This window comes from Clostridium amazonense, assembly GCF_056431285.1.
In genome coordinates, this window is sequence record NZ_JBWKMH010000006.1 from 157,978 (window position 1) to 174,558 (window position 16,581).

Annotated in this window: 17 protein-coding genes and 1 riboswitch; of the genes, 11 read left to right on the forward strand and 6 right to left on the reverse strand. The window is 26.5% G+C overall.

Going from position 1 to position 16,581, the window contains the following annotated elements:
- Positions 1-115: 115 nt before the first annotated feature.
- Positions 116-284: riboswitch (cobalamin riboswitch) on the reverse strand.
- Between the two features lie 316 nt (positions 285-600).
- A complete protein-coding gene (locus tag AC07E4_RS03420; RefSeq protein ID WP_478215732.1) occupies positions 601-1,044 on the forward strand; it encodes a hypothetical protein in 444 nt (147 codons plus the stop codon).
- 161 nt (positions 1,045-1,205) lie between these two features.
- On the opposite strand, the gene AC07E4_RS03425 is transcribed toward AC07E4_RS03420, so the two are convergent.
- Positions 1,206-1,961: a Tim44 domain-containing protein gene (locus AC07E4_RS03425; protein WP_478215733.1), complete on the reverse strand. Its 756-nt coding sequence runs from the start codon at positions 1,959-1,961 to the stop codon at positions 1,206-1,208.
- 987 nt (positions 1,962-2,948) lie between these two features.
- On the opposite strand from AC07E4_RS03425, the gene AC07E4_RS03430 reads away from it, so the two are divergent.
- The 6 genes from AC07E4_RS03430 to AC07E4_RS03455 all read left to right on the forward strand — a co-directional run bounded on the left by AC07E4_RS03430 (position 2,949) and on the right by AC07E4_RS03455 (position 8,494).
- A complete protein-coding gene (locus AC07E4_RS03430) occupies positions 2,949-3,518 on the forward strand; it encodes a CD3072 family TudS-related putative desulfidase (protein ID WP_040328122.1) in 570 nt (189 codons plus the stop codon).
- Between the two features lie 12 nt (positions 3,519-3,530).
- A complete protein-coding gene (locus AC07E4_RS03435) occupies positions 3,531-4,610 on the forward strand; it encodes an ABC transporter ATP-binding protein (protein ID WP_040328120.1) in 1,080 nt (359 codons plus the stop codon).
- On the forward strand, positions 4,603-5,499 hold the full coding sequence (locus tag AC07E4_RS03440; RefSeq protein ID WP_040328118.1) for a carbohydrate ABC transporter permease: 897 nt from the start codon (positions 4,603-4,605) through the stop codon (positions 5,497-5,499). Before AC07E4_RS03435 ends, AC07E4_RS03440 begins: the two co-directional genes overlap by 8 nt.
- Before the next feature lie 11 nt (positions 5,500-5,510).
- Positions 5,511-6,335: a carbohydrate ABC transporter permease gene (locus tag AC07E4_RS03445; RefSeq protein ID WP_478215734.1), complete on the forward strand. Its 825-nt coding sequence runs from the start codon at positions 5,511-5,513 to the stop codon at positions 6,333-6,335.
- A gap of 51 nt (positions 6,336-6,386) precedes the next feature.
- Positions 6,387-7,733, forward strand: a complete 1,347-nt coding sequence (locus AC07E4_RS03450; protein WP_040328116.1) for an ABC transporter substrate-binding protein — start codon at positions 6,387-6,389, stop codon at positions 7,731-7,733.
- A gap of 251 nt (positions 7,734-7,984) precedes the next feature.
- Positions 7,985-8,494, forward strand: coding sequence for a GNAT family N-acetyltransferase (locus AC07E4_RS03455; protein ID WP_478215735.1), 510 nt, complete (start codon positions 7,985-7,987; stop codon positions 8,492-8,494).
- Positions 8,495-8,964: 470 nt separating this feature from the next.
- Here the strand turns inward: AC07E4_RS03455 and AC07E4_RS03460 are convergent, their stop codons facing one another.
- Positions 8,965-9,396: a YrvL family regulatory protein gene (locus AC07E4_RS03460; protein WP_478215736.1), complete on the reverse strand. Its 432-nt coding sequence runs from the start codon at positions 9,394-9,396 to the stop codon at positions 8,965-8,967.
- Positions 9,397-9,612: 216 nt separating this feature from the next.
- On the reverse strand, positions 9,613-10,170 hold the full coding sequence (locus AC07E4_RS03465) for a hypothetical protein (RefSeq protein WP_478215737.1): 558 nt from the start codon (positions 10,168-10,170) through the stop codon (positions 9,613-9,615).
- Positions 10,171-10,391: 221 nt separating this feature from the next.
- On the opposite strand from AC07E4_RS03465, the gene AC07E4_RS03470 reads away from it, so the two are divergent.
- The 4 genes from AC07E4_RS03470 (at position 10,392) to AC07E4_RS03485 (ending at position 13,866) form a co-directional block, all read left to right on the forward strand.
- A complete protein-coding gene (locus AC07E4_RS03470; protein ID WP_478215738.1) occupies positions 10,392-10,607 on the forward strand; it encodes a DUF3955 domain-containing protein in 216 nt (71 codons plus the stop codon).
- A gap of 494 nt (positions 10,608-11,101) precedes the next feature.
- Positions 11,102-12,097: a M28 family metallopeptidase gene (locus tag AC07E4_RS03475; protein ID WP_478215739.1), complete on the forward strand. Its 996-nt coding sequence runs from the start codon at positions 11,102-11,104 to the stop codon at positions 12,095-12,097.
- Between the two features lie 346 nt (positions 12,098-12,443).
- On the forward strand, positions 12,444-12,947 hold the full coding sequence (locus AC07E4_RS03480) for an RNA polymerase sigma factor SigX (RefSeq protein ID WP_478215740.1): 504 nt from the start codon (positions 12,444-12,446) through the stop codon (positions 12,945-12,947).
- A 4-nt stretch (positions 12,948-12,951) separates the two neighbouring features.
- A complete protein-coding gene (locus tag AC07E4_RS03485; protein WP_478215741.1) occupies positions 12,952-13,866 on the forward strand; it encodes a hypothetical protein in 915 nt (304 codons plus the stop codon).
- Between the two features lie 54 nt (positions 13,867-13,920).
- Here AC07E4_RS03485 and AC07E4_RS03490 read toward each other — a convergent pair whose 3' ends face one another.
- The 3 genes from AC07E4_RS03490 to AC07E4_RS03500 form a co-directional block, all read right to left on the reverse strand.
- Positions 13,921-14,322: a hypothetical protein gene (locus AC07E4_RS03490; protein WP_478215742.1), complete on the reverse strand. Its 402-nt coding sequence runs from the start codon at positions 14,320-14,322 to the stop codon at positions 13,921-13,923.
- A 77-nt stretch (positions 14,323-14,399) separates the two neighbouring features.
- Positions 14,400-15,545, reverse strand: a complete 1,146-nt coding sequence (locus AC07E4_RS03495) for a GGDEF domain-containing protein (RefSeq protein ID WP_478215743.1) — start codon at positions 15,543-15,545, stop codon at positions 14,400-14,402.
- Between the two features lie 192 nt (positions 15,546-15,737).
- Entirely contained in the window at positions 15,738-16,523 is a 786-nt protein-coding gene (locus AC07E4_RS03500; RefSeq protein ID WP_478215744.1) for a GNAT family N-acetyltransferase, read from the reverse strand.
- Positions 16,524-16,581 lie beyond the last annotated feature (58 nt).

The following is a 16,581-nucleotide window of genomic DNA, read 5'->3' on the forward strand; positions in this document are numbered from 1 at the left end:
TCTCTCTCCCTTAATATAATTTTAAAAATAAAAACAGCTGAGGGAATTCCACAGCTGTTTTATACGTATAGTAAAACAGAAATTTGTCGTACTAAGTATCCCCCATCGAGATAATAGTATATACAATACACGGAAGGTTTTCTGACTTAGAATCAACCGAACTATAATTACTATAGTAATAAGGTATTATCATCACAGTAGCGTGGGCTGTTGCAGAATTACACTGCATTCCCTTTAAAGAAAATATATTTCGACATATCTTCTCATATGTCTTATAAATTCAACAAAATAATAACATTTAAAATAATATATGTAAACGATTCAGACATTCCATTTTGATATCACAAACTTAGTTAGTGATTCAAAATCGATATATTAATCTTAAGATAATAGTTCTTTTATAATGAAGATAAATTTCACAATGGAATTTTAAATTTTACATATGATATAATGTAGGGAAACAAGCTCGAATTTAATATTATATATACATAAATGAATATGTTGAAGTTATATATTTTAAATTTTTATAGAGGGTTTTCCGAGCTAGTCTCACTAATAAGGGTGTCAAAGTTATAAGAAGGATAAGTATAAGGAGAAACTTTGAACCCTATAGATATAAACAACGGATTTACAAAAGAAAAGTTGGTGGAAAATAAAAATGTAACATCAGCTATATTTTTATTAGATCAAAAAATAACACCAATAGAGTTTTTAGAAAGAGTTAAAACAATAGCATTATTATTTGATAAACTTACAAAGGAAGAATTAAAAGCTATAAAACATTGGATAAAAAATACAACCGAGGATAGACTAGCTGAAGAGGCAAGGGAAGTTTTAGATGCAAGTAAAGAGGAGGTTAAAAATATGGTAGCTAACAACGCATTTATAATAAAAGAAATGGAAGAAAAGGCAAGAGAAGCAGAAAAAATAGAGATAACTAGAAATTTATTAGATATTTTAGATGATGAAACTATAGCATCAAAAGTAGGACTTAACATAGAGAAAGTTAAAAAAATAAGAAAAGAAACTGAGGCAGGTCAATAATCTGCCTTATTTTTAAATTATAAGTTATGGTGGTTAGTTAAGTATCATGCTTAAAGTGGAGCATAAATAAAACAACAAGCATATATATTTAATTAAGTTACTTGTAAAAAAAATTAAGAAGCTTTCTGATGAGTACAGAAAGGATAATTAAATACTTAATACTAAGAAATATTTATAGTAAAGAAGTCAAAAGATACTTCTTTAATTTGTTTAATTTCATCAAGTACCCATTTATTTTCAATATGTATAAACTTCCAACATTCACGATAACAAATATGTTTATTTTTAAATCCATTTATAATCTCATTAGTTTCTTCATTTATTGTATAGTCTATTGATTTTGCTTTTATAAAAAACCATATGAAATCATTATTAATGTCTTCAGAGTATTTTAAACCTATAGGAATCACTTTTATAAGTTCCATGTTTTCCAATATGTTTTTTTCATTTCTTATTTTCATACAATTAGTTTGAAGTTTATGTTTATTATACAAATTTTCACTCATATATTCTTTGCAAAGCTCTTGATTTTTTTCCATCCAGCCAATTGATATTTTATAAAAAGTATTTTTAACATCTTTCATAATAACATCATAATTCCAATTGAAATTCTTCATGGATAAAGAAGTTATAGCATTTAAAGTTTTAGATTTTTTCTTATTCATAAGTATTTTAAAAACAATAAGATAAGCAAATATAAAACATATCAAAATAATAAAAAATAATACATATGATGATATATCTAGTGAAGTTGAACTAGCATGATGATAAGGATAAACAGTCGGACCAAAATGGCTATCACCGCCACTAGAGTGTCCACCACCAGGTCTTGCAAATGTAACTAATGGAAAGCTAATAGTAAATGTAAATAATACCAAAACCAATATTAGTTTTTTAAAATTATAATTTTTTCTCAAATTTATCTCACACCCCTTTAGTAAAGCAATTTTTATTATATCAGATTTGTATTGAATTTTTTGAAATGTTTATAAAAAGTATTAGGTTATGATAAAGACTAAAGATAAGATTAAGAAGAGATTAAATTGGACTTTAATAAGCAAACTGTCTTTTTATGTTTGAAAATAATAATTGAGATAAATTATTAAGGTGATATCTAGGTTTTTTAACCGTAACAAGGGGGACAGGCAATTCAAGATATTAGATATACATTAAGAACAGTCTAGCGTATAAGGACACATCCACTAATAACTTTAGTAAAGCCAGTCCCAGCAGTAACGGAAGGTAAACTTCCTTAGTTGGGACTGACTTTGCTTGTTTAGGTAAGTAGCTTATTAAAAAAGGTAGTAAATCAAGAAAAGGTAACTAGCCCCAAAAATGTCTGTCCCTCTTGTTGATTGGTATGTTTAAGATTAAAAAGATAAATTAAGTAAGGATAAAGTCAAGTAAAAAGTTAGAAGCCGTATATTAGTAAATTACTATCTAAGTTTTAAGCCGTAACAAAAGGGACAGGCAACTCAAGGTGTTATATATATATTAAGAAGAGTCTAGAACAAAGGTGCATATCCATAAATAAATTTATCAGAGCCAGTCCCAGCGGCTACTGAAAATTAACTTCCTTTAGTTAATTGATGTTTTAAGATAAAAAATATAAAATCTAGAAATGCTATAAATATAGAATTCTGATGATAAAATTGAAATAAATAAGGAGGTGTTTAGTTTGACAGAAATATTAGATATGCAATCTTTAGATGATTTAAAAGAGTATTTATAAGAACTGCAAAATTATGCAGTTCTTTTGTTTTATCATTATATGTATATGTTTATTTGTTTTACAAATAGATAACAAATATCTATTGAAATTGTATATTTGTAATATTTTGTTTGTATATTTATACTGTAAACGTACGATTATATTACTTTTTTTAATTAATTTAGGTGGTTTTATGAAAAATATAAATACATGTAAAAAAATTATTGTTTTAAGTCATTGTTTAATAAATCCGTTTTCGAAGGTAGTTAGTTTTAAAGAATCTAATGAGGAGTTTGAAATGAAGAAAAAAGAACTTCTTTCTTTATTTTTTGAAAATGGTGTTGGAATTTTACAACTTCCATGTCCTGAAACAACTTGCTATGGGTTAAAGCGTTGGGGACATGTTAAGGAGCAATTTGATACACCTCATTTTAGAGAGGTAAGCGATTTATTATTAAAAGAACCTATAAATCAAATAGAAGAATATATAAATAATGGTTTTTCAGTTTTAGGTATTATAGGTATCAATGGTAGTCCAAGCTGTGGAGTAGATAAAACTTGCTCTGGAGATTGGTATGGTGAGATAGGTAGTAATGAGAATTTATCTGAGATGATTTCTTCTATAAAGCTTATTAATGAGCCAGGAGTACTTATTGAAAGACTTTATAAATTATTAGAAGTTAAAAATTTAGATGTTCCTGTAGTTGGGATAGACAGTTTAAATATAGATGAAGTAATCAAATTCTTTAAGAAAAAAATTTAGGAAGGTGAATTTATGGATTTAAAAATTGAGAATCTTTCTGTTAAGTTTAAAGATTTTGTTGCTGTAGATGGTCTTAACTTACATGTTAAATCTGGAGAACTTGTGAGTTTGCTTGGACCAAGTGGATGTGGTAAAAGTACAACTATTTTTACTATAGCAGGTATACACAAAGCTGCAAATGGTTCTATATCTTTCAATGATAAGGTAATAGATAATGTTGATCCGGAAAAGAGGAATATAGGTATGGTTTTTCAAAACTATTCATTATATCCTCATATGAATGTTTTCGATAATATAGCATTTCCTTTGAAATTACAAAAAAAGGACAAGCAGTATATAAAAGAAAACGTTCTTTATATGGCTAATCTTGTTAAGATTGAAGAACTACTTAAAAGAAAGCCATCAGAATTGTCAGGTGGACAACAGCAAAGAGTAGCAATTGCAAGGGCTTTAGTTAAAAAACCAGAAATATTACTTTTAGATGAGCCATTATCAAATTTAGATGCAAAACTTCGTGTTGAAATGAGATCTGAGATAAGGAGAATTCAGAAAGAACTGAATATAACTACAATATTTGTAACTCATGATCAGGAAGAAGCATTAAGTATTTCGGATAAAATCGTTATATTAAAAGATGGAAAGCTCCAACAGTATGATTTGCCAAATGAACTTTATAAAAATCCTAAAAATTTATTTGTAGCAAATTTTATAGGAAATCCGTCTATAAATATTTTTGATTGTTATATAAGTAAAGAAAAAAACGTATTAAACATTTTTGATAAGAATTTAAAATTGGATGACTTTAAAAATATAGATAAAATATCGGAAAAAGTTAATAGCTACAAGGTTGGTATTAGACCAGAAGATTTTGTAGTGAATGCAGACAATAAATATTTTGATGGCAAAATTATGGATAGAGAAAATATAGGCAAAGACTCAATATTAAAGGTTGATATTAACGGTGCTAAGGTTAAAATAGTGGTCCCTTATGATTTATTAAGTTTAGAAACTAAGGATATTTCAATTGGTATAAAAAAGGATAGATTATTATTCTTTGATGCCGAGACAGGAGAAAATATAAAATTTGCTTAATGAAAATAAGAATTTAAAAACTTTTTTAAAAGGACTACTATATATAGCACCAGTTCTTATAATATTAATTATTTTTAATATATATCCTATAATAAAGACTTTTGATATGAGTTTTTACAGTAAGTATAACTATCAAAAAAATATAGTTTTTGAAAGAGGATTAGATAACTATGCTTATCTTTTAAGTGATCCAGATTTTTTCTTAGCTATAAAGAATACATTTGTTTATGTACTTTTAGTTATGCCAATATCTATAGGTTTATCACTTCTTATAGCCATACTTTTAAATTCAAATATAAAGCTTAAAGGCTTTTTTAGAAGTGTATACTTTCTACCATTTGTAACATCAAGCATTGCTATATCTATGGTATGGAGATGGATTTTTCATGGTGACCATGGGCTTTTAAATTATTTTCTTTCTATATTTAATATAGACCCTATTCAGTGGCTTACAGACCCTAAATATTCTATGACGAGTTTAGTTATAGTCAGTGTTTGGAGGACACTTGGATACAACATAATTATTTTCTTATCAGGGCTTCAAAATATAGATGAAAAGTATGAATTAGTTGCAAAAATAGATGGAGCAAGCTTTATGCAAAGGGTAAGGTATGTAGTAATACCTTTATTATCACCAACATTATTTTTTGTTTGTATAATAACTTGCATAAATGGTTTTAAAGTATTTGGTTCTGTATTTGCACTATTTGATAAACAACCAGGTCCATTAAATAGTTGTTTAACTATGGTTTATTATATATACAATAAATTTTATAACCACTATCAATATGGAATTGCCTCTGCAGCTGCATTAGTATTATTTTTTATAATTGTTGTGTTAAATACTATTCAGTTTAAGATTGGAAAGAAAAAGGTGAACTATGATTAAGAGGTGGGAATATGAAAAAAATTAAAATTTCTAAGATTTTTGTTTATATCATTCTTATAGTAGGATGCATAATAACGTTACTTCCATTTGTGTGGATGTTAAGTACTTCTTTGAAATCACTTAATGAAGTATTTATAATGCCACCAGAGTTTATACCTAAGAATCCGAAGTTTTCTAATTATAAAGAAGTTGCAACGCAAATTCCAATAGTACGTTATTTTTTCAATAGTGTAATCATAACGGCAATTGTTACAGTTGGAACGCTTATAACAACGATTTTAGCTGCATTTGCATTTTCTAAGATTAACTTTTGGGGAAGAGACATTATTTTTTCTATTATGATTGGAACAATGATGGTTCCAGGAGAATTAATGTTAATACCAAACTATATAACGACTGCAAGGCTAGGATGGATAAACACTTTTAAAGGGCTTACAATTCCTTGGACTATAAGTGTAGTTTCAGTATTTTTACTAAGACAATTCTTTTTAACAATACCAAATTCACTTTATTATGCAGCAAAGTTAGATGGATGTAGTGATTTTAAATATTTATGGACAATAATGGTTCCAATATCAAAACCAGCATTAATAACAATAGCATTACTTAAAATAGTTAACAGTTGGAATGAATTTTTATGGCCACTTATAGTTACAAATATACCAACTATGAGAACGTTGCCAGTAGGAATAATGAATTTTACATCAGAAGTAGGCGGAAAATATCATTTATTAATGGCTGCTACAACAACGGTTATAGTGCCCATAATGATAATATACTTCGTACTTCAAAAATATATTATTTCTGGAATAACTAAATCAGGTATAAAGGGTTAAGTCTTAATAAGACAAAACCTTAATTATATAAAAATTTGAGGGGGAAAGATTATGAAACTAAAAAGATTAACAGCAATTTTAACATCTTGTCTTTTAACTTTTGGATTAGTTGGATGTGGAAACTCAGCAAACACATCAGCAAATGCAGGTGAAAAAGAAGAAACAGCTAAAATTGCTACAGAAATTAAAGAGCCAGTAAGCATAGAATTTTGGCATGCTATGAGTGGAGAAAATGAAGCAGTACTTAAGGAAATTACAGAGAAGTTTAACAAAGAAAATCCTGATAAAATCACTGTAAATTTAGTGTATCAAGGACATTATAAAGAGTTATTCTCTAAACTTGAAGGAGCTTCAAAATCTAATCAACTACCAGCATTATCTATGATATATCCTAATAGATTAACTGCTTATGTTAAAAATGATTTAGTAGAAGACTTAAATCCATACATAGAAAACAAGGAAATAGGATTTGATGAAAAGGCTTGGAATGATATTCCTGAATTCTTAAGAGACAATGGAATGTGGAATGGAAAACATCATTCATTACCATTTAATAAAGGTACATACCTTTTATTCTACAATGAAGATATATTAAAAGGTGCTGATGTAAAAGTTCCAACAACTTGGAATGAACTTAAAGATGCAGCAAAAAAATTAACTACTGATGGAAAATATGGATTAGCATTTAACTCTTCAGTTGGAATAGACTCAAGTTTTTGGGTAGAACAAGCAGGCGGACATCTTATAGATGAAGAAAATGATAAAATACTATTTAACTCAAAAGAAACAGAAAAAGCTTTTGATTTCTTAGCTGGAATGGTTAAAGATGGTTCAGCTAAAATATGTAATGAAGAAAAATACATGACAGGACCTTTCGGAAGAGGGGAAGCTGCAATGGGTATATCTTCAATATCTGCATTACCAGAAATAATCGAAACTTGCAAAGGTAATAACATAAACTTTAAAACAGCAGTTTTACCTAAAGATGAAAAAGAAGCTGCATTATTCTCAGGTACAGATGTAACAATATTTAATACACCATCACCAGAAGAAAAACTAGCAGCATTCAAATTCATAAAATATTTTATGGAACCTGAAAGCCAATTAACTTGGGGAACAAAATCAGGATACTTACCACTTAGAAAATCTGTTTTAGATTCAAAAGACTTTAAAGACTATGCAGAAAAAGAAAATCCAGCAAAAGCTGTAGCAACAGAAGAATTTGACTATGGATATTGCGACCCTAAAGTATTAAATGGATATGCTATACATGAAAACATGAACAAAGCATTACAACAAATAATACTAGGCGAAAAAAGCACAAAAGATGCATTAACTGAAGCAGAAACAAACACTAGAAAAGCACTAGACGAAGCTAAAAAATCTTTCGGAGAATAAAATAGTAAAAGCATTGCACACAAAATAAAAAGTATGTGCAATGCTTTTTTATTATATATCCATATCAAAAACCGCCAAGACTAAAGTCTCAGCTACAAAGGAGTAAGAAGTTAAGATAACATCTATTTTTATAGGGTGGGATATATTTTAATGTTAAAAAAGGAAACAATAAAATATATACTTAAAGGCATTGTTGACATAGCGTATTAAATAATTTAGAATAATCGAATATAAAGTTGGAGGTATGTTTTATGTTAATCAGACAAGAAAATAGCAATGATTTTGATGAAGTATATTCTGTTGTTAAAGCTGCTTTTGAAGTTGCAGAACATAGTGATGGAACAGAGCAAGATTTAGTTGTTGCGTTAAGAAAGAGTGATTCATTTGTACCTGAATTATCATTAGTTGCAGAAATAGATGGTAAAATTGCAGGTCATATTATGTTTACAGAGGGCAAAGTAGGAAATGATAAAGTGCTTGTTTTAGCACCATTAGCTATAGCACCAGAATATCAAAAAAAGGGTGTAGGTAGTGCTTTAATAAGGGAAGGACATAAAATTGCAAAACAATTAGGCTATAAGTACTCTAATGTTTTAGGAAGCGAAAACTATTATCCTCGCTTTGGCTATATTAAGGCTGAACAATTAGGAATACAAACACCCGATGGCATTCCACCTGAAAACTTCATGGCTATTAAATTACAAGAAAATGCACAGCCTATCAATGGAGAAATGAAGTATCCTAAAGAATTTGGAATTTAAAAAATTAAAATATTAAAAAGAACTGATTAACTAAACTGAAGAGATAATCAGTTCTTTTTTATTATATAGAGATTAAAACATTTTTAAAGAAAAAAAATTAGAATTTAAATATTTTTATCAATAAATTAATGTTTGTACAAAAAATATTGCTTGTTACGTAGATGAAATTCAGTCTATCAATTAAATGTTCCAACAAATCTGTAGGCGAGGTTTCAACCTTGCTGTTACACGTTTGTATTTTAAAAATTATGTCCATATCAAAAACCGCCAAGACTGAAGTCTCAGCTACAAATGGGAAAGAAGTTAATGTAATATCTATTTTTGTAGGGTGGAATTCATTCTACCCATTGAACGTGCCAACAAAATAAGAATTGTGCCAATCTCTGTAGGCGAGAATTCATTCTTGATGTTAAATATTGGTATTTTAAAATTTTAGATCCATATTAAAGACCGATAAGATTGAAACTCATTTACTCATCTACTTTAGAATGTAGTTTTTCGCCAACAATATAAAAAAACAAATAAAATATTATTGAAAATAGAAGAGCAGTTAAGGGTGGACAGACAATATCTTCTAAAAAAATGTCTACAACTTCAATGCTAAAAAACATTATAAATATACATAATAAATTATTTATTACATTATAAAGTTTTGCATTATTTTTATTAAATTCCGTTAGTACTTTGAAAAAACATTCAACAAAAAAATCTAGTGGGGAGTATATAACAAAAAGAATTATAAAAAACTTACCAAGAGCAAAAAAACTAGAGTATTTTAAACCTAAAAATGAGAAAAGAGCTCCACCAAAAAAGTAGATAGGAATAAATATTATTAAGAATAATATAATAGCAGCTATAGATATTCCAATAAAGTCTTTGAATTTATTTTTATTGTATTTCATAATTTTATAACCTTTCAAATCAATATAAGATGTTAATCTTATATTCGGATAAGAACACCTATTTATGGAGCAATTTATTTAAATAGTTTATAAATATTAAAAATGAAGTTAGTAATATCAACCAGCACTATTCACTTTTCACTCTTACTTTTTACTTGGTTCTCAATATGATATCATAATAAACTGCAATATCGTTAGTATCATTTGATAAAGCTATTATTTTTGATTTGAGCTTGGAACCCTATATCTAAATGTTATTTTCATTTTCATAAGTTTTCTTTTTAAATTAGCTTTGTCATTAGCATTTTTCCTTTCAATAAAAATTAAACTCATAACTTCCCATAGAAGTACAGTTCCACCAGAGTTTAATAATGATAATACAAGAGAATCACCATTAATTTGTCTAATAAGATACCAAACACTAAGTAAAATAAAAGCAGAAAACATATAATAAGCAATTCTTTTAATACCAGTAAAGGTTAATCTTTTTTGATAAGTTAAATAACCGTTATAGTAATTGTAGATGCCTTTTTCTACAGCTATTTCTTTTTCAGGATTTTTAACTTCTTTAGGCAAGTTTATGATAAGCTCAAAAGTTAAATGTTTAATTTTTTTTGGACATTTTAAAATATACTTATCAATTAAATCATCTATATCCTCGTTAAGGTCTCTTTCACTTAAATCGCTAAAATCAAACTCATTAAATAGACTATCATAATCATCAACTTTAATAGGAATTTTATATATATTATCATCAATTAAATTTGTATTCATAAAAACTCTCCATAATTGTATTTATTTAGTTAGAATATCCTTTAAGATTTAAGGATATACAAAAATAATAAAGTAATTATTAGAGAAAATAAAACTAAAACAATAAATAAATATTAATAAGGGATAAAAATTTATTGAAAAACAATAAAATTATATTGAAATTCACAAAAATAAGTGGTAATATTAATTCAAAGGAAATCACATTTATGGAGGTAATAAAAATGAAAAAATATATTATAAATTTAATACCATTTGGAATTGCAGCAATTTGCTTAGTAGCATTTAATATGATAGGTTCAGAAGTTCTTAGTGATGGTACACTTGTAGAACCATTCTATCTAATACCAATTGCATGGATGTTTTTCTTAATGGGAATAGTAGGGTTAGGTATAAGAGGAATTATAAGTTATAAAACAAAATTGCTTAAAAAACTATAAAATATAGGAATACAAGTTGAAACTTTAAGTTATTCATGTTTCAGTTGAGAATTCTAATTAATTTAATTGAAAATGGAAAATTGAAAGTTGAAAATGAATGTAAAAATTGGATTCCCAATTTTAAAGAATGATTTTTTATTAAATTTGCAGATCAAATTAGTTGAAAATAATATAAAAACGTAGTTTTTAAGCATTTCTATTTTTAGATATTAGGAACGAAGTGAGTAATATAAACTATAACTTTTCACTCTTAACTCTTACTTGGTTCCAAATATAAAAATAAAAATAAACTGTAAGCGTAATAATATCATTTGAGAAAGACATTACTTTAAATTTGAACTGGGAACCCTATAAAAATGGAAAACACCATTCCTGATGAGAATGGTGTTTATTTATGTAAAGTTATTTTTAAAGATTTTATATCCATATATTTACAATATTTCAAAATATGTGTTAGTATATAGCTGTATTGTAAAAATAAGGAGGAGAAATAAATGAAAAAAATAATATATATAATTTTAATTATTAGTATTTTTTTAGTTGGATGTAAAAATAATGAAGTAAAAGAAAAGTCTAATGAAACTAGCAATAAAACAAAAACTGGGGAATCTAAGGGGACAAGCAGCGAAAATGTAGTAAAGAATAAGGTTAATATAGATATAGAAAATATGGTAAGTAAGCTATGTTCAGATGAAATTGGAGTAAGAAGTGTTGGAGAGAAAGGAAATGAAAAAGCAACTAAATATATAGAGAATTTATTCAATGATATAGGTTTAGAATATGTCTTTAATAATGCGTATTTAGAAGCGTTTAAATATGAAAATGGAGCTGTTACGGGTCAATCAGATATTATTACTATTAATAATGTTGTAGGAAAAATAAGTGGTAATAACACTAAAAATGCAATTGTTATAACTGCTCATTTTGATGCCTATCAAAAAAACGTGTTAGATAATGCATCTGGAGTTGGAACGGTTTTAAAAATAGCTAATACTATGAAAAATGATTTAGGCGATAAAAAATTAAAACAAGATTTAATATTTTGTGTGACTAATGCAGAACTTAAGGGATTTATGGGAAGTCAGAATTTTATAGATGATATTAAAGATAAATATGACAAAATATATAATGTTAATGTTGATTGTATTGGGTTAAAGACATATGTTCCACTTGCACTAAAAAATATAAGTAAGATAGATGAATCTGAAAAGCTGTATCTGTCAATAAAAAATGTTTTAAGTGAAAGTGATATAGAGTTTGTAGAGGAAATTTCATCAGAAAAAATAAAAAAATTGTTGAAGAATGGTCTTGGAGCTAGTGATTATATAGCCTTTGAACACGCAGGATATCCAAACATTCACATAGCTCAATCTAAGCTAGAGTCATTAGATGATAGGACAAATGATGGAGTAGAAACATTAGATTATGATTACCTTAACAAACTAGCAAAAGCAATGAGCACATGGCTTGAAGATTTTGAAATAAAGTAGTATATAAGTAAAAGCACTAATTCGAAAGAGTTGTGCTTTTTATTTTTAAAAAATAAAAGATATAAAATAAAAAACTTTGATTATATAAAAACATATGAAAGTAAAAATAAAAAAAGTGTTATAAAAAACTAAAAGGTGGTTTCTATATATATGTCTAGACAAAATGATAAAGGATAAAATAAATATCTAAGAGAGTTTGAGTGGAAGGTATACTTTTTATATCTTAATTGAGAATTATAGGAATACAAGTTTAAAAGTGAATTTTTATAATAATTTGCAAAGCAAATTAGCTAAAGAATATAAAAAAGGTTGCACAAGAGATAAAAATTAGAGGTAGAACGAGGAGATGATTGAAGCATTTATGGAATTCGAGGAGTTGTTTAAAGAGTATTATGTGTATGTTGTTAAACAAGTTATGCAAATTGTAAAAAATCAAACTATAGCTGAGGATTTGTCACAAGAAGTGTTTATGCAATTATATAAGATAAACTGGAAAGAGATTGAGAATATTACAGTGTGGCTTAATAAATCAGCTATATATGTTTCATATAATTATTTAAGATCAGAAAAAAGGCATAAAGCACGAGTAGAAAAGGCAGGTGCTTTTATGGAAGAACAAGATATTCAGGCACTTGAGGAGACATTTATTCGAAAAGAAGAAATTGAAAATGTGCGAAATGTTATGGATAAGTTAAAAGAGCAAGATAAGAAGCTTTTATTATTGAGATATTCAGGACTTAAATATAAAGAAATAGCTGAAATACTACAAATAGAATCAGCTAATATTGGTACAATGTTAGTTGGGGCTCAAAAAAAGTTTAGAGATTTATATAAAGAAAACTGGAGGTAAAAATATGAAGTGTTATGATACAGGGATTTTACAATCATATATTGATGGGGAACTTTCAGAAGAAATGATGGGGAAAGTTTCTGACCACTTAGATAAATGTAAGGTGTGCCAAAAGCAATTTGATGAATTATTAGATATGAATAAATGGGAAGTTGAATTAAAAAGTGAACATATAGAAAGAGATGCAATTGATGTAGAAAAAGCATGGAATGAGTTAGAAGAAAAATTAAATAATAGAAATGTAATTAGCAGAATTAGAGGAGCGTTTATGAATATGAATAAATTAAAGAAATTTACTACAGTTACAGTGTCGGCACTAATGATAATGGCATTACCAATGGCTGCAAGAGGAGTGCAGAGTTTATTTTCAAGTCATGTATTAGATGATACTATTGTCAATGAAACGTTAGTTAAAGAAGATGGATCAGTTGTAGATGGAACTAAAGATGGTCAGTTTCAAACTATAGATAAAAAGATTACCGATAAAGACATTACTGTTCATTTAACAGAATTATATGTTTCAGAATCTAGAGTATCTGTTAACTATAGAATAGAAGATAAATATGGAAATATTGTGCCGCTTGAGTATGATACAGAAGGATTAGACTTAAAATATGATGGTATTGTAGATGGAAAACAAGTAGACAATCCTGAATATTATTTAGATAAGAAAGCTGGCACATTCTCAACAATAAACTTTTTACAAAGCAAAGAAGAACGTATGCCATTTGAATTATTTAAAGATGGCAAAAAGTTAGAAATTGGTGTTCGTGAACTTGGAGAAAAAGCAGAAGGAACTATAACATTTATGGGTTTTGATCCTTTAGAATACCCTGTAAACTTAGATATTAACATAAATAAAATAGGAAAAACATCAGGTTCATGGAATGGACAAATTGAAATTAATCCAACTAAATAACTAAAAATAAAAGCACTATTTCTTTGAAGTAGTGCTTTTTCTATATATTTAAAATTAATCAATAGTTACTCCTTCTAAGTTTATAAAAAGAGGAGTTTCATTGATTTTTGAGTATTTAAAAATATTATTTTCAGCATTGTTGAAGCAATAAATATTTTTATTTTCAAATACAACATGCTTTTGTATATCGTTGCAATTTAAAGTTAAAATATGTTCATCAATTTCATAAGTTCCTTTTTGCAAAAGTTTAAATTGTTTATAATTATAAAACTTACCATCCTTAGTGAAAACAAAGTATTCAGCATCATGTTCATTTTCAGTACTAAAAGTGCCAACAATATCTACATTAGTAATGTTATAAATATCATTTCTAAGTTTAATATTGTAAAAAAATGATGCTAAAAGTAAAATCATTAAAATAATAATTACTATATTTTTCTTTAAGAATGTTGTCATTTCAAAACCTCACGAAATAGTTATATCTATAGTATATTGCATTATGTAGTATTATAATATAAAAATTAATTATAACTTTATATGTTTGTGATTTCACATATTTGGTTTCTACCCATTTCCTTTGCCTTATATAATGCAATATCAGATTGTTTTATGTAATCTACAATATCAGCATTTTTTTCAATTTTATTAGTATGATATAAACCAATACTTAAAGTAACAATATTAGAAATAGGAGAAGCCTTATGTTCAATGTTTAAATCATTCATTAGTTTTTGAATTTCACTCGCTATTTCATAAACATCAGAATGAGATTTGTTTTTTATAATTACAGAGAATTCTTCTCCACCATATCTACCACAAAAAACATTGTGCTTACTTGCAATTAAATTTAGTATATTTCCAATTAAAGATAACACAGCATCTCCAGAAGGATGTCCATATAAATCATTATATTTTTTAAAAAAATCGACATCTATCATGAGAATAGAAAAACTATGTATTTCATTATTTAATTTGAAAAAGTTTGAATCAAAATATTGACGCATACTTCTTCTATTATATAAGTTTGTAATTTCATCTTTCTCTGATAATGCTTTCAACTTTTCACTAGATAATTCTTTTTCATAAAAGTATGTATATAAAAAGTAATTACTTAAAGTTATGAAAGTAATTAAAATAATTAAGTTAAAATAATGACCAACTATAATATCATTGTCCAATTGAAATGTAGGTAATGCAAACATTAAAATACATATTGGTATAATCTCTATAAGAAAAAAATGCTTAGGACTTATGATAAACAGTGTAGCCGCTATAACATAGTTTATTGCAAATGCAATAATTTGACCATAAACCAACTGATCAAGCAGTGTTATAATTACAGACCAAAGTATAGAAAGAAAAACAAAAGAGTGAAAGTAAAAATTTAAAAATCTTCTTTGATTGTGTAAATACTCACTATTGTCTTTTGCCTTCTTTGAAATAAATAAAGATAGAATACTTAAAAATAGAAACAAAATATATAAAGAAATATATATATATTTAAATTTTGTAGGTAATCTATCCTTAAAAGGTATAAATGATATTAAAGTAAAAAATTCTGCACCAATCATATAAATAGAAATATAAAAAGCTCTAGTAATATTTTTCTGCAATTTTAAAAATTTTATTTTATCATCTTTAATAGTAAGTGTATTAAAAAAATCTTTTAAATAAAACATATTGCACCTCATATACATAATCTTAAAAATTACATATAATTTTAACACTATAAATTATGCATTATGTATAAAAATTTACAAAATTAATATAAACTTAACACGTTAAACAATAATATTTAATAGCATTATAAAAATAGAAAAAAAGCACGAATCTAAAAAGAGATTAGTGACAATTTTATATTAAATAATTTTTTAGTATTTAACATTTAAGTTAAAAAATAGATTATTTCTTTCGAAAAGCTTAGTAAATCCAATTTTTTCATACATTTCTTTAGCTGTATCATCTTCATCAGTATCTAAATAGCAAATGATACAATTTTCTTTTAAGGCTATATTAATAAGATGCTTTAAAATGGTTGTTCCATATCCCATACGTTGATATTTGGGGATAACTGCAAAATCTTCTATCTTAGCAACTCCATTGTGAATAAATAAATCACAGTTGCCAATTATTTTATCATTGTGATAACAGATATAAGAATTTACGCCTTTATCAGAAAGATATACTTGTCCACGTCTATAACATCTCCTTGTGCAAAAATCTCTACCTAAAGTTTCTTCATCATGAGCTAAATCACAAAATAAAATATCATCTATCATTTTTTTATTAGAAACAATTTTTACTATGCAATCTTCTCTAGAATTTAACTTTGATAGCTTTGATAAATTAAAGGAATAAAATCCGAATGTAGACAAGGCTTCTTTATAATTAAATGAAGGAATTGAAGATTTATCAATTTCGGAAGTTAAAAGAATATTGCAAAAATTATGCTTGTTATGCAGTCTAATTTTTATCTCATTTTCTATAATACTTTTCAACATTGATTTATCCATAGCATTTTTTACATATGTATAATTATGAAAATACATATCCTGAAGACTACTATCAAAAAATCTAATAATAGCATCATCTTGTTCAAACTCTGAAAAACACTTTATATATTCTAGTTCACATTCAATAATTTTTTTGTTAATCATAATTACATACCCCACTAATAATTATAAACTATATTCCATAATTATACATATAATTTGT